The 236-nt window shown below is 43.6% G+C and carries 1 pseudogene; it reads right to left on the bottom strand.

What is annotated here, in order from left to right:
- Positions 1-236 (bottom strand): annotated as a pseudogene (locus AAEY80_RS14880) (energy-dependent translational throttle protein EttA); the annotation flags it as partial.

The raw sequence follows: 236 nt of genomic DNA, 5'->3' as shown, positions 1-236 counted from the left end.
GCACCATTGGGACCAATAATACCGACGATAGCACCCGCTGGGACATTAAAGCTCAGGTTTTCATACAATAAACGGTCGCCAAAGGACTTGGAGATATCATTGATTTCAATGACTTTATTGCCCAAACGCGGACCAGGCGGAATATAAATCTCAGAGGTCTCATTACGTTTTTGGAATTCTTGTGAGTTCAATTCTTCAAAACGCTGGACACGAGATTTAGACTTGGCTTGTTGGCC

The organism is Psychrobacter sp. 78a-MNA-CIBAN-0178 (assembly GCF_040309625.1).
GTDB classification, from domain to species: Bacteria; Pseudomonadota; Gammaproteobacteria; order Pseudomonadales; family Moraxellaceae; genus Psychrobacter; species Psychrobacter okhotskensis.
Note: the sequence above shows the minus strand (reverse complement) of the source record. Positions and strands in the feature narration are given on the sequence as shown.